This is a genomic window from Streptomyces sp. NPDC005374 (genome assembly GCF_042872225.1).
In the GTDB taxonomy this organism is placed as follows: Bacteria; Actinomycetota; Actinomycetes; order Streptomycetales; family Streptomycetaceae; genus Streptomyces.
Genome location: NZ_JBIAKA010000008.1, coordinates 320,982 through 344,684 on the forward strand (window position 1 = coordinate 320,982; position 23,703 = coordinate 344,684).

General features: G+C 70.3%; 13 protein-coding genes and 1 tRNA gene. 13 read left to right on the plus strand and 1 reads right to left on the minus strand.

Going from position 1 to position 23,703, the window contains the following annotated elements; all coding sequences use genetic code 11:
- Nucleotides 1-96: 96 nt before the first annotated feature.
- Nucleotides 97-1,524, plus strand: a complete 1,428-nt coding sequence (locus ACFYRX_RS22365) for an MFS transporter (RefSeq protein ID WP_389102334.1) — start codon at nucleotides 97-99, stop codon at nucleotides 1,522-1,524.
- An 80-nt stretch (nucleotides 1,525-1,604) separates the two neighbouring features.
- Nucleotides 1,605-1,678: transfer RNA gene (locus ACFYRX_RS22370), tRNA-Pro, on the plus strand.
- Nucleotides 1,679-1,737: 59 nt separating this feature from the next.
- Here ACFYRX_RS22370 and ACFYRX_RS22375 read toward each other — a convergent pair.
- Nucleotides 1,738-4,707, minus strand: coding sequence for a GH59 galactosidase (locus ACFYRX_RS22375; RefSeq protein ID WP_389102337.1), 2,970 nt, complete (start codon nucleotides 4,705-4,707; stop codon nucleotides 1,738-1,740).
- A 168-nt stretch (nucleotides 4,708-4,875) separates the two neighbouring features.
- Here ACFYRX_RS22375 and ACFYRX_RS22380 point away from each other — a divergent pair, with 168 nt between their 5' ends.
- The 11 genes from ACFYRX_RS22380 (at nucleotide 4,876) to ACFYRX_RS22430 (ending at nucleotide 23,702) form a co-directional block, all read left to right on the plus strand.
- Nucleotides 4,876-6,690, plus strand: coding sequence for an ABC transporter ATP-binding protein (locus ACFYRX_RS22380; protein ID WP_389102339.1), 1,815 nt, complete (start codon nucleotides 4,876-4,878; stop codon nucleotides 6,688-6,690).
- Between the two features lie 1,237 nt (nucleotides 6,691-7,927).
- A complete protein-coding gene (locus tag ACFYRX_RS22385; RefSeq protein ID WP_389102342.1) occupies nucleotides 7,928-9,298 on the plus strand; it encodes a sugar transferase in 1,371 nt (456 codons plus the stop codon).
- Nucleotides 9,299-9,371: 73 nt separating this feature from the next.
- The gene (locus ACFYRX_RS22390; RefSeq protein WP_389102345.1) at nucleotides 9,372-10,688 is read left to right on the plus strand and encodes a nucleotide sugar dehydrogenase; all 1,317 of its coding nucleotides are present in this window, start codon (nucleotides 9,372-9,374) and stop codon (nucleotides 10,686-10,688) included.
- On the plus strand, nucleotides 10,678-11,946 hold the full coding sequence (locus tag ACFYRX_RS22395) for a glycosyltransferase family 4 protein (protein WP_389102348.1): 1,269 nt from the start codon (nucleotides 10,678-10,680) through the stop codon (nucleotides 11,944-11,946). The genes ACFYRX_RS22390 and ACFYRX_RS22395 overlap by 11 nt, the downstream gene beginning before the upstream one ends.
- A complete protein-coding gene (locus ACFYRX_RS22400; RefSeq protein WP_389102351.1) occupies nucleotides 11,943-13,310 on the plus strand; it encodes a Wzz/FepE/Etk N-terminal domain-containing protein in 1,368 nt (455 codons plus the stop codon). The genes ACFYRX_RS22395 and ACFYRX_RS22400 overlap by 4 nt, the downstream gene beginning before the upstream one ends.
- A complete protein-coding gene (locus tag ACFYRX_RS22405; RefSeq protein ID WP_389102354.1) occupies nucleotides 13,307-14,860 on the plus strand; it encodes a Wzz/FepE/Etk N-terminal domain-containing protein in 1,554 nt (517 codons plus the stop codon). The genes ACFYRX_RS22400 and ACFYRX_RS22405 overlap by 4 nt, the downstream gene beginning before the upstream one ends.
- 3 nt (nucleotides 14,861-14,863) lie before the next feature.
- Nucleotides 14,864-16,798 (plus strand): asparagine synthase (glutamine-hydrolyzing), encoded by a 1,935-nt coding sequence (asnB, locus tag ACFYRX_RS22410; protein WP_389102357.1) that lies wholly within the window; start codon nucleotides 14,864-14,866, stop codon nucleotides 16,796-16,798.
- Nucleotides 16,799-16,814: 16 nt separating this feature from the next.
- Nucleotides 16,815-18,983 (plus strand): bi-domain-containing oxidoreductase, encoded by a 2,169-nt coding sequence (locus ACFYRX_RS22415; protein ID WP_389102360.1) that lies wholly within the window; start codon nucleotides 16,815-16,817, stop codon nucleotides 18,981-18,983.
- A complete protein-coding gene (locus tag ACFYRX_RS22420; RefSeq protein ID WP_389102362.1) occupies nucleotides 18,983-20,911 on the plus strand; it encodes an alginate lyase family protein in 1,929 nt (642 codons plus the stop codon). The genes ACFYRX_RS22415 and ACFYRX_RS22420 overlap by 1 nt, the downstream gene beginning before the upstream one ends.
- Before the next feature lie 42 nt (nucleotides 20,912-20,953).
- Entirely contained in the window at nucleotides 20,954-22,468 is a 1,515-nt protein-coding gene (locus ACFYRX_RS22425) for a right-handed parallel beta-helix repeat-containing protein (RefSeq protein WP_389102732.1), read from the plus strand.
- A gap of 1 nt (nucleotide 22,469) precedes the next feature.
- The gene (locus ACFYRX_RS22430; protein WP_389102363.1) at nucleotides 22,470-23,702 is read left to right on the plus strand and encodes an O-antigen ligase domain-containing protein; all 1,233 of its coding nucleotides are present in this window, start codon (nucleotides 22,470-22,472) and stop codon (nucleotides 23,700-23,702) included.
- The last annotated feature ends 1 nt before the right edge of the window (nucleotide 23,703 follow it).

Below are 23,703 nucleotides of genomic sequence, written 5' to 3' on the forward strand. Positions count from 1 at the left end.
ACCTCCACTTTAGCAGTCGAGGTGCCTCCATCGCCCTTTCCGCGACCGCTTCCCCAGAGGCTCCGGCCGCACCCCGTTCGTTCGGAGAGGCTCTTCATGCCCCGCAAGTCCACCCGCCTCACCTTCGCGGTCCTCGCGACCGGTGCCGGCGTGTTCGCCATGCTGCAGTCGCTGATAGCGCCGGCCCTGCCGACCGTCCAGCACGCGTTGCACACCTCGCAGTCCACCGTGACCTGGGTGATGACCGCCTATCTGCTGTCCGCCTCGATCTTCACGCCGATCCTCGGCCGCGTCGGCGACCTGATCGGCAAGAAGCGCACGCTCGTCGGCGTCCTCGCGACGGTGGCCGTCGGCTGTCTCCTTGCCGCGCTCGCGCCGAACATCGGCGTCCTGGTCGTCGCCCGGGTGGTCCAGGGTGTCGGCGGCGCCCTGGTCCCGCTCTCCTTCGGCATCATCCGGGACGAGTTCGCCGCGTCCCGGGTGAGCGGCTCCATCAGCAACCTGTCCGCCGTGATCGCCGCCGGCGGTGGCGTCGGCATGGTCGCCGCCGGGCCCATCGTGACCGCGCTCGACTACCGCTGGCTGTTCTGGATCCCGGTCGCCATCGTGATCGCCGCCACGCTGATCGCCGTACGCTATGTGCCCGAGTCGCCCAACAGGGCGCAGGGGAACGTCAATTGGCTCGGTGCGGTCCTGCTGTCCGCGTGGCTGGTCGCGCTGCTGCTGCCGCTCAGCCAGGCCGGCCGGTGGGGCTGGGGATCGGCCCGGGTGCTCGGCCTCTTCGGCGTCGCCGTCGTGCTGTTCGCGTTGTGGCTGTACTCCGAGGCCCGCTCCCGCAGCCCGCTGGTCGACCTGCGGGTGATGCGCCTGCCGGCCGTGTGGACCACCAACACCGCGGCGCTGCTCTTCGGCGCCGGAATGTACTCGATCTGGTCCTTCCTGCCGGGCTTCGTCCAGACACCCTCGTCGGCCGGATACGGCTTCGGCGCGAGCGTCACCGCCGCCGGGCTGCTCATGCTGCCGATGCTGGTGGCGATGTTCCTCTCCGGTGTGCTCAGCGGCCGTCTGGAGCCGGTCGTCGGCGCGAAGGCCCTGCTCACCACCGGTGCCGCGCTGGGTGCGGTGGCCTGCGGGTTCCTCGCCCTCTGGCACGACGAGCGGTGGCAGATCGCCGTGGTCGCGGGCCTGTTCGGCCTCGGCATCGGGCTCGCCTTCGCCTCCATGGCCAACCTGATCGTGGGCAGCGTCCCGGCCGACCAGACCGGCGCCGCGACCGGTATGAACGCCAACATCCGCACCATCGGCGGCTCCATCGGCGCGGCGGTCACCAGCGTCCTGGTCACCGGTCACCTGCAGCCCTCGGGCCTGCCGTACGAGTCCGGATACACCCACGGCTTCACCCTGCTCGCCGTGCTGTGCCTGGCGGCGGCGCTGGCCGCCCTGCTCGTTCCGGTACGGCGGGCCGCGCGCCGGGTGGTCACCGGGGCCACGGACGTCCGCGAGACCGTCACCACCGGGGGCTGACCTCCGCCAGTCCGGCCGGCCGCGCGTGTGAGGTAGGGTTTACCTGCGCGATCACACGGAACACCCGTGGGAGACGCGGCCGGGACGTGGCGCAGCTTGGTAGCGCACTTGACTGGGGGTCAAGGGGTCGCAGGTTCAAATCCTGTCGTCCCGACTTGCATACGTGCAGGTGAGAGGCTGTTTCGAGGTGACTCGAAACAGCCTCTCGGCGTTTCAGGCCTCCGTGCGCACCAGCCCTCGGTACGCCTCGTCGAGCCTGTCGGTGATCTGCTCGACGCCGATGGTGTCAAGGCCCCTCTGACCGGCCAGGGCGGTCCTGGCAGCCGAGCGTGCGGTCGCGAACGGAGCCCATGAATCGGTCGTGTAGTCGGCCTGCTCCGGGCTGCCGATCGTCTTCAGTGCGGCACGAACCGGGCTCGTGTCGACCCGTCCGTCCACGTCGCCGGAGAGCGCGGTGAACGCGTCCAGCACGATCTTCCCGGACTTCAGGGTGAACGTCGCCGTGTGCCGTCCCTCGCGCAGGCCGCGCAGCGAGTACGTGGCCTGGCGTTTGTCGGTGGCGACGGTCCTCGCGTCCCGCGCGACCGGCCTGCCGTCCACGGAGACGTCGAGGACGGCGCTGCCGTCGTTGCCGCCGATCACGTCGATGCCCGTACCGGAGAACGGGACGGTGACGGCCGCGCCGGCTGTGGAACTGGTGGACGTCGAGCGGTACCAGTTCATCGCGTCGCCGAGGGCGGCGTTCCGGCTCCAGGTGCCGTCGTACGTGACCGTGCTGTCCATGTTGTCGGTCAGCGTGGTGGCGTACGGGGTGTATCCGGCGACCTTCTCGACCTTCAGGTTGTCGAACGCGGTCCGGTGGAAGTCGGTGCCGAGCTTGACGCGGCCCTCGGTCGCGGGCGTCGGGTCCAGGTAGGTGGCGACGGACTGTCCGTCGACGTACGCGGTGATGTTCGCGCCCTTTGCCTCGACGGCGAGGCGGTAGCCGTCGGACGCGGCGACCGTGCCGGTGCGGATCGCCGTGCCGTACTCGTAGAAGGTCCAGGTCCCGGACGGGCCGATCCCGATGCTGTACGCGGCGTCCGTCGCCGCCATGCCCTTCTGCTGGCGTACGCCCAGGGTGGCGAGGCCGCCCTGGGGGTCCGGGAAGGAGACGTCGACCGAGGCCCGGTAGTTCTCCCAACGGAAGTCGCCGACCGTGGTGTTGGGGGTGTTCCGGTTCCAGGCGCCGGTGTCCTTCATGGACTGGTCCAGGTACTGGTACAGCACGTTGTCGCCGCTCGCGTCCTTGCCGACCTCCCACGCGCCGGTCTGGTCGACCAGGTAACGGGGCTGGTTGCCACGGGACTTGAGATAGGGCTGGGACGCCTTGCGGGCGCCGTCGTCCGTGCCGACCTGGACCCGGCCCTCCTCCTCGTACCCGAAGTCGTCGGCGTACAGGACGCCGTCGCGGGTGTCGTGCCTCTTGCCGGTCGCGTCGGTGTCGAGCACCGTGCGGGCACCGGACTCGGGCAGGCGCTGCGTGGTCGCCTTGTCGTGGCTGCGGTCGAGCGTGGTGAACGTGACGATCGAGCGCGGCTGGACGGTGTAGGTGTAGAAGCCGTCGCCGTCGGGGCGGATCTGGGCAGCGAGGTGCTTGAAGTTCGCGTCGTAGGCCTGGCCGGGGTCGGCCGCGCGGGTCTCCCAGACCTCCATGGTGGGGTCGCCGCCCAGGTCCATGTTCTCGGCCTTGATGCGGTAACTCCTCGTCCGGTCACTGTCGTTGACGGCGATCGTGGAGAAGTCCTTCTTCTTCGGGTCGGCGAGCGTCATGTAGCTGGGGGCGCCGTTCGAGCCGTCGACGTTCTCGGTGCCGCTGACCCCGCTGTAGCTCGCCTCGGGCACGGTGCGCCAGATGCCGGCCGTGTTGGTGTCGTTCTCCCAGCCGGTCTTCGCGAACTGCGTGAAGTGCTGCATCACGTACACCGCGGCGTCGTAGTGGATGTTCCCGGACCACGGGTCACGGGCGCTGACCAGCTCCTTGTGGCTGTACTGGGCGCCTTCGTAGAAGGCTCCGATGGCCGGCTGGAAGATGTAGTGCGTCCGCTTGGAGTTGGCGTAGCTCTTCACGGACCGGTTGGCGATGTCGAGCGCGCTCTGTACGCCGCCGATCCCGGTGCTCGCGCCGCCCGGCCCCTCGGTGTTGGCCACCCGGTAGTCCGTCCAGCCGAAGGAGCCGACGCCCTCGCTGTACCAGACCTCCTTGTCCTGGCCGATGGCGTTGTCGCCGGTCGCCAGCTTCGTGTACGGCCGGTATGTGGCGCTGTCGGGGGCGCCGTCGAGCCGGTCGTCGGTGGTGTAGTGGTAGCCCACCGCGTCGACCATGCCGAAGAGTTCGGTGTCCGTGAGCATCGCCGGCCCGATGTTCTTGGTGGTGTTCTCGTCCGAGGCCACGATCTTGATGTCGTGGTAAGCCTTCGCGGCGGACGTCTGCTGACCCGGCGTCAGACCGTAACGGGGGTCGGCGAATTCGGTGTCGTTCGTCAGCGCCTTTTTGTACCACTTGACGAAGGAGAGGTCCGGCTTCGTGGTCTCGTTCGTGTCCGGATTCACGTAGTCGACCATGTACCCGTACTTCTCGTACGCGTCGAGGATCGTCTCCTTGTACCACTTGTACATCTCGTCGCTGCCGGTGCCCTTGTTCCACTCGGTCTGGACCCACTGGGGCATGACCCAGCGCAGGATCGACACCTTGAGGCCCGGATTCACCGTCTTGGCGTCGGCGGCGAGTTGGAAGCCGGGGGAGCGGGACGCGTCGGCGAGTTCGTCGGCCGTGCGCATGGTGGCCGGATCGGAACCGGTCGAGGTGTTCGTGTCCGAGCCCATCTCGACCTTGACGTGGTTGATGAGCGGGTTCCTGCCGCCGAACAGCACCCTCACGAGCTGCCAGTAGCGGTCGGGGTGCTCCGCCTTGTAGTCCATCAGCAGATTGCTCGTGCTGTTGCAGCTGAGCAGGCCGAGGCCCTTGTAGGTGAGGCCGTTCACGTTGTCGGCGCGTACGTCGTTCCCGTCGACCACGACCCGCACGGGGTCGTCCGCCGAGTCCGCGGAGTGGGCGGCCGGTGCCGTGACCACTCCTGCCGCCAGTGCCATCGTGGTCGCCGCGGCGAGGGACGCCCAGCCGAGTCTTCGCTGCATACCCATTCGGGGGACCGTAGGTGGCAAGCGCTTTCTACGTCAATCCCCTTGCGTCACTCGGGAATTGACGTTCCCCAGGGGCCGTCACCTGCCGGAAAACGCGTGGACTGCGCGGTCTCCGTCACGGGACACTGCCGAACTCGGACCGCAACTCCCCCGACACACAGGGTAAGAATGCAGACGCCAGAGCCACAGAAGACTTCGCCGCGCAGGGGCGCGGTGCTCCTCGCACTTCGTTACTACGGACGGGAGTTGGCCCGTCTCCGCCGACTCACCGTCCCCGCCATGCTGCTGTCGGCGCTGGGCAGCACCGGCATCTACTACATCGCGCCACTGATCGTCGCGAAGCTCGCCGGCGACATCGCCGACGGCAGTGAGTTCACCGTCGGTTCCGCGCTGCCGTACGTCCTCGGGTTCGCCGGTGTCCTGCTGCTCGCGGAGACACTGTGGCGGGTAGCCCTGCACTGTCTGAACCGGCTCGACGCCCTCGGCATCGAGCACCTCTACGTGATCGGTATGGACGAACTGTTCGCCAAGGACGCCTCGTTCTTCCACGACAACTTCGCCGGTTCGCTGACCAAGCGGGCCCTGAGCTTCGCCACCCGTTTCGAGCCGTTCGTCGACACTCTGGTGTTCCAGATCGTGGGCAGCTTCGTGCCGCTGCTGTTCGGCTCGGTGGTGCTGTGGCGCTACGAACCGCTGCTCGTCGTAGGGCTGTTGGCGATGATCGCGCTCACGGCGCTGTGTGCGGCACCGCTGATCCGGCGCCGTCAGGTGCTCGTCGCCGAGCGCGAGGCGGCGGTCGCCCGGGTGGCCGGGCACGTGGCCGACAGCCTGATGAACATGGACACGGTCCGGGCCTTCGGCGCCGAAAGGCGCGAGGCCGCCGAACACCGCTCCCGCGTCGCGGTCTCACGCCGGCTCACGCTCAGGTCCTGGGACTACGGCAACCTGCGCATCGACACCTTCGTCGCGCCGATGTCCGTACTGACCAACGCGCTCGGGCTGCTCCTCGCGGTCGCCCTCGGCGGGGGCGAGCACGGCGTCGAAGCGGTCGTGGTCGCCTTCACCTACTACTCCAACGCGACGCGGATCATGTTCGAGTTCAACCAGATCTACCGTCGCCTGGAAAGCTCGATGACGGAAGCCGCGCAGTTCACCGAACTGCTCCTGACCCCGCCGACCGTGCTCGACCCGCCGTCCCCCGAGCCACTGCTGCCCGGGGACGCCGACGTCCGCTTCGAGCGGGTGAACTTCGCGCACGCCGGCGCGGAGCCGCTTTTCGAGGGGCTCGACCTGGTCGTGCCCGGCGGGACGAAGGTGGGTCTCGTCGGCCGCTCCGGCGGTGGCAAGACCACGCTCACCCGGCTGCTGCTGCGGATGACGGACATCGACGGCGGCCGGATCATGATCGGCGGACAGGACATCAGCCGGCTGCGCCAGGCCGACCTGCGCAGCCTGATGGCCTACGTCCCGCAGGATCCGGCGATGTTCCACCGCACGCTGCGCGACAACATCGCCTTCGCCCGGCCGGACGCCACCGACGCCGAGATCCGCCGTGCGGCCGAGGCGGCGCACGTCACGGAGTTCGCCGACGCGCTGCCGGAGGGCTTCGACACCCTGGTCGGTGAGCGTGGCGTGAAACTGTCCGGAGGACAGCGCCAGCGCGTCGCGCTCGCCCGGGCGATCCTGCGTGACGCGCCGATCCTGCTGCTCGACGAGGCGACCAGCGCCCTGGACTCGGAGAGCGAGATCCTGGTCCAGGAGGCGCTGTGGCGGCTCATGGAGGGGAGGACGGCACTCGTGGTGGCGCACCGGCTGAGCACGGTCGCGGGCATGGACCAGCTCGTGGTCCTCGACCGCGGACGGATCGTCGAGCAGGGCAGTCACCAGGAACTCCTCGCGCTGGACGGCCCGTACGCGAAGCTGTGGCACCACCAGTCGGGCGGGTTCCTCGAAGACGACCCCGTGGAGGCCGAGTTGCGCTGAGCGGCCAGGATTTCTGGTCGACCTCCAGGGCTGCCGTACTGGCCCTGCGTTCAGGCCGTCGACGATGCTCCGGCCGCCCGGAGTTTCCCACCGGGAACGGTAAGGGCCGATCACGCCGGCCTCGAACGCGGCGCCACCATGTGCACGGTGATGCCGTGGGACGTCAGCGGGACCGGTGGCCCGCGGCGGCCGTCAGCTGAACTGGCGGGAACGCAAGGGCTGGTTCCACGCCCTGGCGGCTGAGCCGGCTCGACGTCCACCTCTCCACCGCGCCCACCCCGCTCCGTACGCCGACGGTGGCGCACTCGGTCGGGGGTCAAGGGGGCGCAGGTTCACATCCTGTCGTCCCGGCGGTGATGAGGGTCTTCGCAGGCGGGAGCCTGCGGGGGCCCTTTTCGTATGAGCCGTGTCCGGCCTTCGGCGGTCGGTAAGCGGTTGCCCACGAGGCCCCCTGCTGAGGCGAGTTGGACAAATCCGTCCGGCGGAGCCGCCGTACCCGGTCGCCGTCCCCGCCCCGCGGATCCCGGCTTCTTGATCGGCTGCGGCACCCGGCGGTCACCCCGCAGGACGTCATCCTGCCACCCGGGGCCCCGTCGTCGCAGGTCACGAGGCCCGCCTTCGTGGCGGGAGCACACGCCGCGGTGACGGCTCCGCTGACCCATCTCCAAATCGTAAGCACATATTCCACACATGCCCCCTTGCAGACGGGTCTCGATGGTCTAGATTGACCTTGCTGCCCATGGTGGGACACGGGGCAACAAATAGTGATCTATGGGTCTGGCGCTGCGAATACTGAGCAGAAACGTCTCGGCGGCAGGCTCGGGGGTGGTCAGTTCTTGGAACCCGAGGGGGGCTTCGGGTGCGGGGAGCATCCGGGGTTTCAGTAGGTTCCCGCGCGACTCGAGAGTCTGGCGGAAAAAAACACCTAAGTCTGCTGCTGCCAAGGCGAGTTGCTCATGCAATGTTGAAGTAGGCATGCCATGCCCGGGGGGTCGTGCCTCCCGGCGGAGGAAAAGTGCGGCGCAGGGCGGGGGGTCCTGCGAGGAACGGTGCGGGAGGCGGGGGCCTCCCGGGGGGAGGGAACGATGTCTGGCCATCACGTCGTACCACTGGGGACCGGGGGGGTTCTGTGCGGGAGGGGGGAATAGTCAAGCCCTTTCCGTCGGCGCAGGAGCGACTGACGGATGGGGCGACAAGCCAGTCGGCGAACGACTGGGAGCAGCGCTACCGCCGTACCGTGATCACCAGCGACACCGTGACCACTGCCATCGTGGTGGCGGGGATCGGCGAGTTCTTCGGGGCCCGGGACGCGGCCAACTGGCACGAGAAGTGGGGCATTCTCGCGTTCGGCACCGAACTGCTCGTGCTGGGAGCACTTGCGGTGGGCCGGGCGTGGGCACCGGCCGTGCTCGGCCAGGGTGCCGAGGAATTCCGTAGGCTCGGACGTTCACTCTTCGCGGCGACCGTCGTGCTCGCGCTCGGCGGGATCGCCCTCACCTCACGCAACATCAAGCTCTGGATCTTCGTCGCGATCCCCGCCATCGCGCTGGTCACCATGACCGCGCGCTATGTGCTCCGCCTCGGGCTGCACAAACAGCGCAAGGAAGGGCAGTGTCTGAGACCGGTGCTCGCCGCCGGGAGCCCGGCCACCGTGAGCGACCTGATCAGCCGCACCCGCAAGTTCCCCCACCTCGGTTGGCGCGTGGACGGGGTGTGCACGACGGAAGGCCGCGGGCTCGACGGTGACGAGCTGGACGGAGTGCCGGTCGTCGGCCAGCTGACGGACGTCGCCAAGTACGTGGAGAACGACGGCTACCGTGTCGTCGCGATCACACCGGACCCGTACTGGACACCGGACCGGCTGCAGCGGCTGGCCTGGAACCTCGAGGGCAGCGAGGCCGAGATGGTCGTGGCCCCCGTGCTGATGGAGGTGGCCGGCCCGCGGCTGCACGTCGACGCCGTGCTCGGGATCCCCCTGCTGCGGGTCAGCATGCCGACGTTCACCGGAGGCCGCCGGGCGATCAAGGCGGTCGCCGACCGGCTGGGCTCGGCGATCCTGCTGATCCTGTTCGCGCCGCTCATGCTCTGCGTCGGACTCCTCGTGGTGACGGACAGCCGGGGCGGGGCGTTCTACCGCCAGCGCAGGGTCGGCAAGGACGGCCGCGAGTTCACCATCCTCAAGTTCCGCACCATGACCGCAGGGGCCGACCGGGCACGTGCCGAGCTGATCGAGCTCAACGAGGGCGCGGGGCTGCTGTTCAAGATGCGCCAGGATCCGCGCGTGACCCGGGTCGGAACAGTGCTGCGCCGTTACTCGCTCGACGAACTCCCGCAGCTTTTCAACGTACTCACCGGATCGATGTCGCTCGTCGGTCCGCGCCCTCCGCTGCCGGAGGAGTCCGCCGCGTACGGCCCGGACATCCGGCGGCGACTGCTGGTCAAGCCCGGCCTCACCGGCCTGTGGCAGATCAGCGGACGCAGCGACCTGCCGTGGGAGGAGGCCGTGCGCCTCGACCTGCGGTACGTGGAGGACTGGTCGCTCGCCCTGGACGCGGTGATCTTGTGGAAGACGCTGCGCGCGGTGCTCTACGGCCAGGGGGCCTACTGATGTGCGGGGGGCGCCGGCCTGAGGGCGGGCAGACCGCAGGCCACAAGGGCCTGCCTGGGGGGAGGAACGGGTCATGAAGATCAGCGTGTTCGGGCTCGGCTACGTGGGCTGCGTGTCGGCCGCGTGCCTGGCCGGCATGGGGCACGAGGTCATCGGCGTGGACGTCAACCAGGTGAAGGTCGACCTGGTCAACGACGGCAAGGCCCCGGTGGTCGAGGAGCGGATCGGTGAGCTCACCGCGGAGGTCGTGCGGACCGGAGCGCTGCGCGCCACCACCGACGTCCGTGAGGCGATCATGGACAGCGAGGTGTCGCTGATCTGCGTGGGCACCCCGTCGGAGCCCAACGGCAGCCTGTGCACCACCTACTTGGAGCGGGTCACCGAGGAGATCGGCGCCGCGCTGGCGGAGCGGGGCGGGCGGCACACCGTGGTGTTCCGCAGCACCATGCTCCCGGGCACCTGCCTGAACCTCCTGGTACCGATCCTGGAGAAGAACATCGGCGGCACCGCCGGAGTGGACGTCGGGGTCGCGGTCAACCCGGAGTTCCTGCGCGAGGGCACCAGCGTGCGGGACTTCTTCGACCCGCCCAAGACCGTCATCGGCGAGCTCGACCCGGCCAGCGGCGACGTGGTGGCGGCGCTGTACGAGGGCCTGCCCGGCGAGGTGTTCCGGGTGCCGGTCCCGACGGCCGAGGCGATCAAGTACGCGGACAACGCGTTCCACGGCCTCAAGATCGGCTTCGCGAACGAGCTCGGCGCCGTGTGCCAGGCGTTGGGCGTGGACTCGCACCAGGTGATCGACGTGTTCCTGGCCGACCGCAAGCTGAACATCAGCCCCGCCTACCTGCGGCCCGGCTTCGCCTTCGGCGGCTCGTGCCTGCCCAAGGACCTGCGCAGCCTGGTGTACGCGGCGCAGCGGGCCGACGTCTCGGTGCCCATCCTCTCCCACGTGCTGGCCTCCAACTCCGACCATCTGCAGCGTGCGGTGGACCTGGTGGAGCGCACCGGCAAGCGCCGGGTGGGCCTGTTCGGGCTGTCCTTCAAACCCGGCACCGACGACCTCCGGGAGAGTCCGCTCGTCGAGCTGGCGGAGCGGCTCCACGGCAAGGGGTACGACCTGCGGATCCACGACGCCAACGTGAGCCTCTCCCGGCTGATGGGCGCGAACCGCGAGTACATCGAGACCCGGCTGCCGCACCTCGCGCAGCTGCTCGCGGACTCCGTCGAGGAGGTGCTCGACCATGCCGAGGTGTGCCTGGTCGGGACCAAAGACCCGGCTGTCCTCGCGGCGCTGCCTCACGGCGGCAGCCCGGTGATCGTCGACCTCATCCACCTTCCCGACGCCGAGACGCGCCGGACCGAACCGGGATACATGGGCCTTGCTTGGTAACGAAGTCAGCGGCGACGGCTCCGGCCGACGCGCGCTGATCCTGGTGGAGAACCTGTCGGTGCCGTTCGACCGACGGGTGTGGCAGGAGTGCACGACGCTGCGCGACGCGGGCTGGGAAGTGCACGTCATCTGCCCTCAGGGGGAGAAGCGGGACACGGAGCCGGAGGCGGTGATCGACGGGGTGCGGATCCACCGCTACCCGTTGAGCGCCGCCACCGGAGGACCGGCCGGCTACCTCAAGGAGTACGGAACGGCGCTCTGGCACACGGCCCGGCTGGCCCGCAAGGTCGGCCCGGTCCACGTGGTCCACGCCTGCAACCCGCCCGACCTGCTGTTCCTGTCGGCCCGTTGGCTGCGGCGGCGCGGCGCGCGGTTCGTCTTCGACCAGCACGACCTGGTGCCCGAGCTGTACCTCTCCCGCTTCGACCGCGGCAAGGACCTGCTCTACCGCGCCGTGTGCGCCGTGGAACGGCGGACCTACCGGGCCGCGGACGTCGTGCTCGCCACGAACGAGAGCTACAAGGACGTCGCCGTGAGCCGCGGCGGCAAGCGGCCCGAGGACGTCTACGTGGTGCGCAGCGCGCCCCAGATCGAGCGGTTCCAACCGGTGCCGCCCGAGCCGGAGTTGAAGCGCGGCAAGGCCCATCTGCTGTGCTACCTGGGCGTCATGGGCCCGCAGGACGGCGTCGACTACGCCCTGCGCGCCCTCGCCAAGCTGCGTGACGAGTTCGGGCGGACCGACTGGCACGCGGTGTTCGTCGGCTCCGGCGACGCCTTCGACGCGATGGTGGAGCTGTCCCGGGAGCTCGGGCTCACCGACCAGGTGGAGTTCACCGGGCGCATCCCGGACGCCGACCTGGTGCGCTACCTGTCCACCGCGGACGTGTGTCTCTCTCCCGACCCGCGTAATCCGCTCAACGACGTGTCGACCATGAACAAGGTCCTGGAGTACATGGCGATGGGCCGGCCGATCGTCTCCTTCGACCTGAAGGAGGCGCGCGTCTCCGCCGGTGACGCCGCCGTCTACGCGCCGGCCAACGACGAGGCCCGGTTCGCCGAGCTCATCACGGACTTGCTGGATGATCCGGACAAGCGGGCCCGGATGGGCAAGATCGGCCAGGAGCGCATCGGCGGGCAGCTCTCCTGGAGCAACTCGCAGGCGTCGCTGCTCGCCGCCTATACCGCCGCCTGCCGGGACCGCGAAGCGGTGTCGGCGAGCGGTCCGGTGCGCACAAGGAAGAAGAGGCAGCGCAGTTGAACGAAGACACCATCCGCCTCGTCACGATCGGGCGGATACTCCGGCGGCGGTGGCGGCTTCTGGCCGTCCTCGCAGTGGTGGGCGCACTGTTCGGTTACGGCACCTCGGTGCTGGTGTTCCCGCCGCGATACACCGCGTCGGCACCGGTACTGCTGCCAGGGGTGTGGGAGGAACGAGAGCTGCTCACCCAGGTCGACATCGTCACCAGTCTGACCGTGGTCGACCGTGCGGCCGACGCCCTGCACTGGACCGACGTCAGCCGCTCCGAGCTGCAGGACAACGTGAGCGCCACGGCCGCCGACGGGAACATCATCACGATCTCGGGTACGGCCGACACCCCGGAGCGCGCGCAGCGGCTCGCCGACGGGGTGGCCCAGCAGTTCGTGCTGTTCGCCGCGGAGGTCGCGGGCAGCGGCACCGACGCCTCGGTGGCCACGCAGACCGAGGCGCTGCGCAAGCAGGTGGCGGAGACCAACCGGCGCATCTCCGACCTGGCCAAGGCGGCCGATCCGGGACAGACCGTGGAGAGCGTGCAGTCCCGCACGGCGCTCGAGAACCTGCGCACCTCGCTGGAGGCGGCCATGAAGAAGCTGGCGGAGGCCGACCCGTCGACCAACAAGTCAGGCATGGTCGTCATGGGACAGGCCCCCCGGCCCACCGGTGAGGCGCCGCCGACGAGGATTCAGCTCATCGTCGGCGGGGCCCTGGTGTTCTTCCTGCTCGCGGTCCTCGGCCATCTCGTCGCCGCACGGATGAACCGCCGACTCCGCACCGAACCCGAGATCGCCGCGGCACTGGGCTCGACGCCGCTCGGCGCCGTGGACGTACCCGGCGAATGGCCCACGCGCACGGAAGGCGGGGGCCGGCGAGCCCGGATCCTCCGGCTCATCGGCGCCGACACCCCGTGGGACGCACCGGCCCTGCAGAAGTCCGGCGACGAGGCCGGCCGACGGCTCCGTTACCGGCGGGTGTGCGCCCGACTCCGGGAGCAGCTGCCGGCTCCCCGGCGGCTGCTGCTCGTCGTACCGGACGGCGACGAGATCGCCCGCCGGGCCGTGGGTCAGCTCCTCGCCGAGGCCAGGAACGATCCGCAACTGCGGGTGGTGGAGGTGTCGATGGACCGGCCGATCGTGCCGGACCGGGAGACGGAGAACGGTGCCGTGGTGGTCCTCAGCGCGAACAGGTGGACCACGGAGGAGCTCGCCGGCATCGCCGAGGCGTGCGCGGACGGCCGGCACGATGTCGTCGGCGTCGTCGTCGCGGGCCCGGTCCAGGCCCGCCCCACGCGTACCGCCGCCGACCTGCCGGACGATGCCACGCTGACCTTCGCGGTTCCCGGCCGCGCGACGGGAGGCCGGGCGTGACGACGAACACGACTTCAACGGAATCGGCCGCCACTCCGCTCCTGGACCTTCAGGCGCTGGTGGTATCGGTGCGCAGGCGCCGCCGCCTGTGGTGCGCCATGGCGGCCCTGGGCTTCCTGGCCGGCCTGGCAGTGGCGGTTCTGTTGCCGCCGCCGCCGAGCGCGATGACCAAGGTGCTGGTCGCCCACGCGGAGGACCAGCCGAACGACACCGGAACGCTGATCCGCACCGACGTCGCGCTGCTGCAGACCACGCGCATCGCCGACGCGGCCCTGAAGTCCCTCAAGTCCCCGGAAAAGCCCGAGGACTTCATGAAGGACTACCGGGGCACCGGCCTGACCAACAACCTGCTGCAGATCGAGGTGACGGGCGACGACGACGCGCAGGCGGTGGCCCGGGCCAAGGCGCTGGCCGACGCGTTCGTCGCGGACCACGTGCAGCGGATGAAGGCGACCGCGAAGGCCGAGTCCAAGGCCCTGCTCGACCAGCGTGACCGCACACGCGACGAGCTCGCCTCGGTCAACAAGGAGATCAACGAACGAGCCGTGACCGGCGATACGACGGGCGCGGCGACCATCGAGTCGCTCTACGCCCGCCGGGCCGAACTCAACTCGCGGATCGCCGACTTCGACCAGCGCGCCGCCGACGCCCGCACCGGCACGCCCGCGGTCGTCGCCGGCACGCAGATCGTGGACGACCCGAGCGCCGTACGGCACTCCCTGCCCAAGGCCGTTGCCACCGACGCCGGGATCGGGCTCGTCCTCGGGCTCTTCCTCGGGCTCGCGCTGGCCGCGGTCGGCGTGGTGGTCGCGGACCGCCCCGTACTGCGCCGGGACATCGCGGCGAACCTGGGTGCCTCGGTCATCTCGGAGCTGCCCCGCCGCTCCGGCAGGCCGTGGCAGCGCCGACGGACCCGGCTGGCGCGGGAACGGCTCACCGCGTCCCTGGCCCGCACCGCGCGCGGCTCCGCGGAACCGTTGTCGCTGCTGGAACTGGGCTGTGCGCGCAGCACGAGCGCGATCGCCCTGAACGTCGCCAGGGCACTGGCGGCCGACGGGCCCGTGGTCGTCGTCGACGGGCTGCCGGGCTCGGAGCTCTCCGGCCACCGCCCGAAGCCGGGGGACCCCACCGTGGTCAGCGGCCAACAGGCCACGGCCGTGCCGGATCACGGACGCCTGCTCGGCGTCGGCTCGGTGGCACCCGGCACCGCGTGGACCGACCTCCAGTACCTCGGTACCCGGACCGTGCTCGTCGTGCGCGCCGGGCACGGCAGCGCCGCCTGGCTGCACATGGTGGCGCGGCAACTCGCGGACCAGCGCATCGCGGTGGTCGGTGTGGTGCTGATCGACCCCGATCCACGGGACCGGACCGACGGCACGCTCTGGGACGGGCTGCACATCGCGCTGCGGGGACACAGCGAGCGGACGGCCCGGCAGAACGGTGGGGGTACCTCCCACGCCGTTCAGGCAGTGGGGGACGGCCAGGTGAAGACGGAGCGACAGCCGATGTGGGCCGCACGGATCCCGGACAGCGACCAGGAGGTGCGGTAGGACATGTGTGGCATCGCAGGGACGTACCGATGGCCGGACGGCAAGATCGTGACCGACCGGCTCACCGACACCCTCGCCCACCGCGGCCCGGACGGGGCGGGCCGCTACGGCCACCCCGTCGGTGACGGCGAGGTGCAGCTCGGGCACCGCCGGCTGTCCATCATCGACCTGTCCGAGACCGGCGCGCAGCCGATGGTCAAGGACAACCTCGTCCTGACGTACAACGGCGAGCTGTACAACGCGCCCGAACTGCGGGCCGAGTTGGAGGCCGCCGGGGTGCGCTTCCGCGGCACCTCCGACACCGAGGTGCTGCTCGAGGCCTGGCGGCGCTGGGGCACGGACTGCCTGCCCCGGCTGCGCGGCATGTTCGCGTTCGCCGTCTTCGACGAGCGCACCGGCGAACTGGTGCTGGTCCGCGACCAGTTGGGCATCAAGCCGCTGTTCCTGCTCCGGCGCGGCGAGGGCCTGGTGTTCGCCTCCGAGCTCAAGGCGCTCGCCGCCGCGACCGGCGGCAAGCTGGAGGTGGACCACGCGGCGCTGGTGGCCTCGCTCCTCTACTACTGGGTGCCGGACTCGCGCTGCGCCTACCGTGAGGCGGAGAAGCTGCCGCCGGGGAGCTGGCTGCGGTGCCGGCCCGACGGCCGGGTCGAGCGCGGCCGGTTCTGGAACCTGAAGGACGTCGCCGCCGAGGGCCAGGAACGAGCCCGGGCCGGTGAACGGCCGGACCTGGCCGCCATCGTCGAGGAGTCGACCCGTCAGCACCTGCTCGCCGACGTCCCCGTGGCGACCTTCCTGTCCGGCGGCCTCGACTCGAGCTGGCTGACCGCCCTCGCGGCCCGCCACCAGCCGGGGATCTCCGCCTACACGATCGGGTTCCGCGCCGAGGACGCCAAGTTCGAGGCCATGCCCGACGACCTGCGCTACGCCCGGCAGGTGGCCGAGCAGTTCGGCGTCGACCTCCACGAGATCGAGATCGCCCCGAACGTGCTCGATCTGCTGCCGCAGATGACGTACCACCTGGACGAGCCGATCGGCGACCCCGCCGCGATCAACACCTTCCTGATCTGCCAGGCAGCCCGGGAGGCCGGGGTCAAGGTGATGCTCTCGGGGATGGGCGCCGACGAACTGTTCGCCGGATACCGCAAGCACCTGGCCAACCTCCTCGCACTGCGCTACCAGCGCGTCCCGCGACCCCTGCGGCGCGGAGTGTCCGCGGCCGTGGACCGGCTGCCGGTCGCCACGTCCCGCCGGGGACTGCGCTCGGTGCGCTTCGCGAAGCGGTTCCTGTCCTTCGCCGATCTGCCGGAGGAGACCGCGTTCCGGCGCAGCTACACCATGTACGACCAGAACGAGCTGCTCGCCCTGGTCGATCCGGACCTGGCCGGGACGGTCGACGACGTGCTGACCGAGCACGCGGACACCTACCAGGACAACGAACTCGACGACTTCGTCAACCGCATGTGCCTGGGCGACGCCCGGATGTTCCTGCCGGGCCTCAACCTGGCCTACACGGACCGCTCCAGCATGGCCGCGTCGACCGAGGTGCGGGTGCCGTACGTGGACGTCGAGGTGGTCAAGGCGGCGTTCGCCGTGCCCGGTGACCGCAAGATCGTCGGACGACAGGGCAAGGCGGTCCTCAAGGAGGCGGCCACCTCGATCCTGCCCCGGGAGATCGTCTACCGGCCCAAAGGCCTGTTCAGCGCCCCGCTGCGGGCCTGGATGAGCAGGGATCTGGCACCGCTGGTGCGCGAGGTGGTCAACGACGGCGAGCTGGTGCGCTCCGGGTTCCTGCGCCGTGACGCGCTGAACCGGATGGTCGCCGAGGACGCCGCCGGACAGCAGGACTTCTCCAAGCATCTGTGGCATGTGCTGACCCTCGAGTACTGGTATCGCGACGCGACCTCCGGGTCCGGCCAGAGCACTCGGCAAACGGCTTAGGAATCAGGGGACTTCGGTGAAACAGGTCGTACAGAACTACAAGAGCGGCGAGCTGGCGGTGCTCGACGTTCCGGTCCCGGGGTGCAAGCCGGGCGGTGTGCTGGTCCGCAGTGCCTTCTCGCTGATCTCCACGGGGACCGAGCTCATGAAGGTCTCCGAGGCCGGCATGTCGATGCTGGGCAAGGCCCGCTCCCGCCCCGACCAGGTGGCCAAGGTCATGCAGAGTGTGGCCACCAACGGGGTGCCCGCCACCTACCGCAAGGTGATGGGCAAGCTGGACTCCTACACACCGCTGGGCTACTCGCTGTGCGGGGTGGTCGAGGAGGTCGGCGCCGGGGTCGACGACGTGAAGGTCGGTGACCTCGTGGCCTGCGCCGGCAACGAGCACGCGCTGCACGCCGAGCTGAACTGGGTGCCGAAGAACCTCTACGCACCGGTGCCGGACGGCCTCGCGCCCAGGCACGCGGCCTTCGGCACCGTCGGGTCGATCGCCATGCAGGGCGTCCGCCAGGGCGAGCCGCAGCTCGGCGAAGTGGCCCTCGTCATCGGCCTCGGCCTGATCGGGCAGTTGGTGGTGCAGCTCCTGGCCGCCTCGGGAGTCCGCGTCGTCGGCGCCGACCCCGACCCGGCGCGCTGCGAGCTCGCCGAGAGCCTGGGCGCCGCGGCCTGCGGCGACCCCGCCTCCGCAGCCGTGGAGAACGCCGTCGCCGAACTCACCGACGGACACGGCGTGGACCAGGTGTACCTGGCCGCCGGCGGCGGCAGCAACCAGCCCGTCGAACTGGCCGCCAAGCTGGCCCGGGACCGCGGCCGGGTCGTCGACATCGGCAAGTGCCGCCTCGACCTGCCGTGGAACGCGTACTACGAGAAGGAACTCGACGTCCGGTTCTCCCGCAGTTACGGCCCCGGGCGCTACGACCCGTCGTACGAGCTGGAGGGACGCGACTACCCGATCGGCTACGTGCGCTGGACCGAGCGCCGCAACCTGGCCTGCTTCCTCGACCTCGCCGCCCGCGGCAAGGTCGACGTGGAGCCCCTGATCTCCCACGTCGCCGACTTCGACGACGCCGTCGAGACCTACCAGCGCCTCAAGGACGGCGAGCTGAAGGCCATCACCGCGCTGTTCCGGTACCCCGGACAGGCGGGGGAAGCGAAGGCCCCTGTGGTCGCCGTGCCCGCGGTGCATGGGAAGACGAGTCCGGTCCGCGCCGTCACGACGCCGGTGAAGCTGGCGTTCGTCGGCGCCGGGAACTACGCGACGTCGATGCTGCTGCCGCACCTGGCACAGCGCGAGGGCGTCGAGTTGTCGACCGTCGTCACCACGACGGCGCTGTCCGGAGCCAACGCGCAGCGCAAGTTCGGCTTCGCCCAGGCGACCACCGACCTCGACGCCGTGCTCGGCGACAAGTCCATCGACGCGGTGTTCGTGGTCACCCGGCACAGCTCGCACGCCGAACTGACCCGGCAGGCCCTCCTGGCCGGCAAGACCGTGTTCGTGGAGAAGCCCCTGGCCCTCACCGAGGACGAACTGGCCGGCGTGCTCGCGGCGGTGGAGGAGTCCGGCAACGACCGGCTCCAGGTGGGCTTCAACCGCCGCTTCGCACCGCTGCTCCAGGAGGCCAGAACAAGGTTCGGCGCCCGGAGCGGTCCGGCGAACCTCCGCTACCTGGTCAACGCGGGCCGCCTCACGCACGGCAGCTGGTACCTCCAGCAGGGCACCGAGGGCTCGCGGTTCGCCGGCGAGGGCGGACACTTCATCGACACGGCGAGCTGGCTGCTCGACGCGGACCCGGTCTCGGTGTACGCGACCGCCACGTCCGGCAACGAGGACCTGCAGGTCGTGCTCCGCTACCCGGACGGCTCCACCGCCACCATCAGTTACGTCACCACCGGCCCGTCCGGCTTCCCCAAGGAGACGCTGGACCTGGTCGCCGACGGCCGCGCGCTGCGACTCGACGACTTCGTGCGTGCCTCGGTCTACGGCCCCAGGAAGTGGGTCAGTTCACGGCTGCCCAAGGCCCGGGACAAGGGCCAGAACGCCGAACTGGCCGCGTTCGTCAAGGCGGTTCGGACCGGCGGGCCGATGCCGGTGCCCCTGGAGTCGCTGGTCGCCACCACGGCGGCCACCCTTGCCGTGCAGGCCGGCCTGGCCGGTGGCGTGCCGGTGACATTGGCGAGGCCCTGATGACCATGAGCGTGGGCTGGTACCTCCGGCGGCTGTCCCGGATGGGGCCGCAGGAGGTCGCGGGCCGGGTGGGCGACACGGTGCGCAGACGGCGCTGGCGGTCGGCGCCGCCCGACTGCCCGAGCGTGACCGGCGCCCGGTTCACCGCCGTACTGCCCGCCGGGACGATCGCCGCCGTACCCGCCGACGCCGCGAAACGCCTCATCGCCGAGGCGGACCGGCTGATGGACGGGCACGCCGAGTTCTTCGGCGTGGTCCGCGACGACCTGGCCGACCCGGACTGGTGGCGCGACCCGAAGACCGGGCGCCGGGCCCCCTCGGGTTACGCCTTCGACGTGCCGTACCGCAGCGAGGACGCGGTCGGGGACATCAAGCAGATCTGGGAGCCGTCCCGGCACCAGTACCTCACCCAGCTCGCGGCCGCCTACGCGATCACCGGGAACGAGCGGTACGCCGAGCGCGTGGCCGAGCACCTGCGGTCGTGGTGGTCGGCCAACCCGCCGCTGCGCGGCGTCCACTGGATCAGCGGCATCGAGCTGGGCATCCGGCTGCTGTCCTGGGTGTGGGTCCGCCGACTGCTCGACGGCTGGCCGGGTGCGGCCGACCTGTTCGAGGACAACCCGGTGGCGCGGAACCAGATCTGGCACCACCAGCGCTGGCTGGCCGCCTTCCCCAGCCGGGGCTCCTCGGCGAACAACCACGTCATCGCCGAGACCGCCGGTCAGTTCGCCGCGGCCTGCGCGTTCGACTGGTTCCCGGCCTCGACGCGCTGGCGGGCCGACGCGCTGCGCTCGCTGGACCGGCAACTGCGCGGCAACACCTACGGCTCCGGCCTCAACCGCGAGCTGGCCACCGAGTACCACGGACTGGTCCTGGAGCTCGGCCTGGCCGCGCTGGCCGAGGCGGATGCCGCGGGCGTGCCGGTCCCCGCGACGACCCGTCTTGTGCTGCTGCGCATGACCGACGCGCTCGCGGCCGTCGTGGACAACCGGCTCCGGCCGCCGCGTCAGGGGGACGCGGACGACGGGCACGGACTGATCGTGGACGGCACGGGCACCGAGCGCTGGGCCTCGCTGCTGGCCACCGGGGACGCCGTGTTCGGCCGGCTCGACTGGTGGCCGCAGGTGACCGCCACCGATGTGCGCACCCCGCTGCTGGCAGCGCTCGTCAAACCCACCGAACCGTCCGTGACCCGCCCGGCGAGCCGGCCCGCCCACTTCGCCGACGCGGGCATGACGATCCTGCGCGGCCCGGAGGAGATCTGGTGCCGCTGCGACGGCGGGCCCCATGGCTTCCTGTCCATCGCCGCGCACGCCCACGCGGACGCGCTGTCCGTGGAGGTCCGGCACGACGGGGTCGACGTGCTCGCCGACCCGGGGACGTACTGCTACCACGGGCAGCCCGAGTGGCGGCAGTACTTCCGGTCGACCCTCGGCCACAACACCCTGCAGCTGGACGGCGCTGACCAGTCCGTCTCCGGCGGCCCGTTCCTGTGGACCCGGCATGCCCAGAGCAGGGTCCTGACGGCGGAGGACGCCCGCTGGAGCGCCGAACACGACGGCTACCAGGGCTCCGTGCACCGTCGGCAGGTGGAACTGACCGCCGGGGTCCAGGAGGTGAGGATCGTGGACGAGGTGAGCGGCCCGCGCCGGGAGGCACGCCTGGCGTTCCACCTCGGCCCGGCGATCACCGCCGACCTGGTCGGGAACCGGGCACAGCTCACCTGGACCCGCGACGGCGAGGACCGCTCCGCCGTACTCGACCTGCCCGAGGGGCTGTCCTGGCAGGCGCACCGCGGCGAGACCGAGCCGCCACTGGGCTGGTACTCCGCCGGATTCGGACGCAAGGAACCCGCCACCACCCTCATCGGCACCGGCCCCACCGACGGCACGGAGAGTTTCACCACCGTGCTCGGGTTCCGCGGCTAGGGGGGGCACGTGGGGATCAAGAGGCGGCCCTGGGCGCTGGCGATGGCACCGCTGGCGCTGGCCCTGCTGGCGGCGACCGGCTGTGACAGCAGCTCACCGGAAGCCGATGCGAAACCGACCGCCACGCCGACCACGTCCGGGGTCCGGTCCACGTCCGTGGCCCGGGTGTGCGCCAACCCCGCGGCCGGACCGACCAAGGCACCGGCGGGTGCGGTGACGGTCGCCCCCGGGAAGGTCGGCGACCTGGCGGCCAAGACCAAGAAACACCCCCCGAACACCACGTTCTGGCTCCGACCGGGCAAGCACCGGCTCGACCCGGACCGCTACGCCCAGGTCGTCCCCAAGAAGGGGGACCGCTACCTCGGCGCACCGGGCGCGGTCCTCGACGGCGGGAAGAAGAACCAGTACGCGTTCAGCGGCAGCGCCCCCGACGTCACCATCCGCTACCTGACCGTGCAGCGTTTCGCCGCACCGTCCGACGAGGGCGTCGTCAACCACGACTCGGCCGACGGCTGGGTGATCGAGGACTCGACGATCCAGGACAACGACGGTGCCGGGCTGATGGCCGGCGCCCGCCAGCAGGTCCGCGCCAACTGCCTGCGGAACAACGGCCAGTACGGCATGAACGCGTACAAGGGCAACGGCCGTATCACCGGCCTGGTGGTCGAGGACAACGAGATCGTCGGCAACAACACCGGCGACTGGGAGCGGCGCAAGCCGGGCTGCGGCTGCACCGGAGGCATCAAGTTCTGGGAAGTCGACGGCGCCGACGTACGCGGGAACTGGGTGCACGACAACCGGGGGACCGGGTTGTGGGCGGACACCAACAACAACGACTTCCTCATCGAGAACAACGTGATCGAGGCCAACGACGGTGCCGCGCTGATCTACGAGATCAGCTACAACGCGATCATCCGGAACAACACGATCCGGCGGAACAACTGGGTCGAGGGCCGCAAGGCGGCCGACAAGGGCGACAGCTTCCCGTTCGCGACGATCTACCTGTCCGAGTCGGGCGGCGAACCACGGGTCAAGGCCCGCACCGACAAGATCGAGGTCTACCGGAACGTGCTGGAGAACAACTGGTCAGGGATCACGCTGTGGGAGAACGCCGACCGGTTCTGCAACAGCCCGGCCAACACCTCGTCCGGTGACTGCACCTTGCTGGTGAAGAAGACCGGCAGCTGCAAGGAACCGGCGATCGCCAAGGCGCCGCTCTACGCCGACTGCCGGTGGAAGACCCAGCGGGTGGACATCCACGACAACCGCTTCGTGCTGGACATGTCCGTCGTCAAGTGCACGACCAAGTGCGACCGGATGGCGGTGCTGTCCAACTACGGCACCTATCCGGACTGGTCGCCGTACCAGGGCGAGAAGGTGGCCGACGCGATCACGCAGAAGCAGCACAACCGCTGGCACGACAACGTCTACGTCGGACCATGGAAGTTCGTCGCCCACGACCCGGCCCGCGTCCTCGACTTCACGCAATGGCAGGGCATGCCGTACCGGCAGGACACGGGCAGCACCCTCGACGCCGACCCGAAGGCCGGTGGTTGAGATGGAGGCAGAGCGCACACCGAAGATCGTCGGGGTGATCTGGGGGCTGCTGGTCCTCAACACGCTCGGCTCCGCCGGGGCGAAGACCATCGTCCCGCTGCCCCGCTCCCTCATCCAGATGGTCACCATGGGCGCGCTGGTCGCCGCGTTCACGCTGGCGCTCGCCATCAATGCCCGCTTGCGCATCCGAGCCAGCGCATACGTGTTCCTGCTCACCCTGCTCCTGGTGACGAGCGTGATCTCCAGCGCTCACCTGGAGTCCGGGTTCGGCGCGCTGTTCCGCTGCTTCCGGCTGACGCTCTTCGTCGGCACGCTGTGGCTGCTCAGCCGCTGGTGGGACGGCAGCCTGACCTTCGTACGGCACCACATCCGGATGTACTTCGCAGTGCTCGGGTCGGTGGCCCTGGGCCTTGCCGTCTCACCGGGCGCGGCCCTGCCCGACCTCTACGGCGGGCGCCTCGTCGGCGCGCTGTGGCCGCTCACCCCGCCGCAGATCGGCCAGTACGCCGCGGTGATCATCGGGCTCACCGTGCTGCTCCTCCTGGGCCGCCGGACCGACCGGACCAGCGCGGCGGTCATCATCGTGCCGTCACTCGTCCTGCTCGCGCTGACCCATACCCGTACGGCCACGCTCGGCCTGCTCCTCGGGCTGGTGCTGGCGATCGGATCGCTCCTGCTCACCAGCGCCGCGGCCCGCCGCTTCTTCACCTGGGCGGTGGCGATCGCCACGGTGGCCGCGGTGGGGTTCGCCTCCGCTCTGCAGGCGTGGTTCCTGCGCGGACAGACCAAGGACAACTTCTCCAGCCTCACCGGTCGCGCCAAGGTCTGGGACGCCCTGCTGGCCGCACCCCGGTCGACCGGGGAGAAGTGGTTCGGCGTCGGCCTGGGCGACAAGTCGTTCGGCGGGCTGCCGATCGACAACAGCTGGCTGGCCGTCTACAACGAGCAGGGTCTGATCGGCGTCGGCCTCGTCGCGGCGATCATCATCGTGCTGGGCGGCGTCGCGTTGCTGCGGCCACCGTCGCTGCAGCGGGCCTGCGCGATCTTCCTGATCAGCTACTGCGCGATCGCGTCGTACACCGAGGCCGGTCTCGGCGACGCCTCGCCGTATCTGCTGCATCTGGCCCTGGCCGTCTCGCTGTTGGCGGCACCTGCCGAGGCGAACCCCCTCGCGACGCCGGCCGTCCCGCGACCACGCGTCCCGCGCTGGGCCCAGAGATCGGAGGTGAGGTGAG

Bases quoted from the DNA above. Each gene is read 5' to 3' on its own strand.
- ACFYRX_RS22365 (WP_389102334.1), top strand. From the start codon at position 97: ATGCCCCGCAAGTCCACCCGCCTCACCTTCGCGGTCCTCGCGACCGGT.
- ACFYRX_RS22375 (WP_389102337.1), bottom strand. From the start codon at position 4,707: ATGGGTATGCAGCGAAGACTCGGCTGGGCGTCCCTCGCCGCGGCGACC.
- ACFYRX_RS22380 (WP_389102339.1), top strand. From the start codon at position 4,876: ATGCAGACGCCAGAGCCACAGAAGACTTCGCCGCGCAGGGGCGCGGTG.
- ACFYRX_RS22390 (WP_389102345.1), top strand. From the start codon at position 9,372: ATGAAGATCAGCGTGTTCGGGCTCGGCTACGTGGGCTGCGTGTCGGCC.
- asnB (WP_389102357.1), top strand. From the start codon at position 14,864: ATGTGTGGCATCGCAGGGACGTACCGATGGCCGGACGGCAAGATCGTG.
- ACFYRX_RS22420 (WP_389102362.1), top strand. From the start codon at position 18,983: ATGACCATGAGCGTGGGCTGGTACCTCCGGCGGCTGTCCCGGATGGGG.
- ACFYRX_RS22425 (WP_389102732.1), top strand. From the start codon at position 20,954: ATGGCACCGCTGGCGCTGGCCCTGCTGGCGGCGACCGGCTGTGACAGC.
- ACFYRX_RS22430 (WP_389102363.1), top strand. From the start codon at position 22,470: ATGGAGGCAGAGCGCACACCGAAGATCGTCGGGGTGATCTGGGGGCTG.